Origin of the sequence: Marinifilum breve (assembly GCF_003202155.1) — a bacterium.
Lineage (GTDB): Bacteria > Bacteroidota > Bacteroidia > Bacteroidales > Marinifilaceae > Marinifilum > Marinifilum breve.
This window is the reverse complement of sequence record NZ_QFLI01000057.1, coordinates 1-752: the sequence shown is the minus strand read 5'-3', so window position 1 is coordinate 752 and position 752 is coordinate 1. Positions and strand designations below refer to the sequence as shown.

The window sequence follows — 752 nt, the reverse complement described above, 5'->3', positions numbered from 1 at the left end:
TTATTATCATTATTACTGCTACAGCTACTACTACTACTACTGCTACCAATACAATCAATGTGATTACTACTACTATCACTACAATTATCACTATTACTGTTACTACAACTGTTGTAATTATTATTATTATCACTATTCTACTGATGATGTCACAGGTATTCAGTGTTTGACAACGCTTCTACCAGTAACACCTTCTAATATATTTCGTTCCCACCCAGAGAAATCAAAAGACAGAGTCGAGGAGATCGGAAGAGTATATTTGGCGATGACCAATATATCGAAATGTCAGTCATATTCCAACCTGTCCAAAAGCAGTGCATGAACAATCCTGATCATCTTTCTTATCCTAAGATGTGTGTGCAATGTCCACCTCTACTCTGGCCATTTGCTTAATCCAAACTCACGTTTTTCATTCTTATTCCAGAATGAGATTATGCTCACCAAATCAGTCTTCATGACTAACGTAAATGGCTGACTGACTAACGTTTTCCGTCATTTTACTCCTTACTTTCATCATCGTTCTCATAAATGACATTGATTTCGAACATACATTCTTGATTGATTTACAGTCACGTGAATCGATTGACTTTTTCTATTCAAATTTGAATGGGAATAGTCTAAACATATGTCAAGTCTATATAATATCAGTCTAGAGCGATGATAATCAGTTTGTAAAAACGCATTTGTCGAGCGGTCTCATCATATAACGCTCGCAAATAAATGATTATATCTATGGACAGTCACGTGGATTG

General features: G+C 35.4%; 1 protein-coding gene. It reads left to right on the top strand.

All coding sequences use genetic code 11. The features are described from left to right. On the top strand, window positions 1-322 hold a 322-nt coding region (locus tag DF185_RS24765), incomplete at its 5' end, for a hypothetical protein (protein ID WP_207784739.1). Window positions 323-752 lie beyond the last annotated feature (430 nt).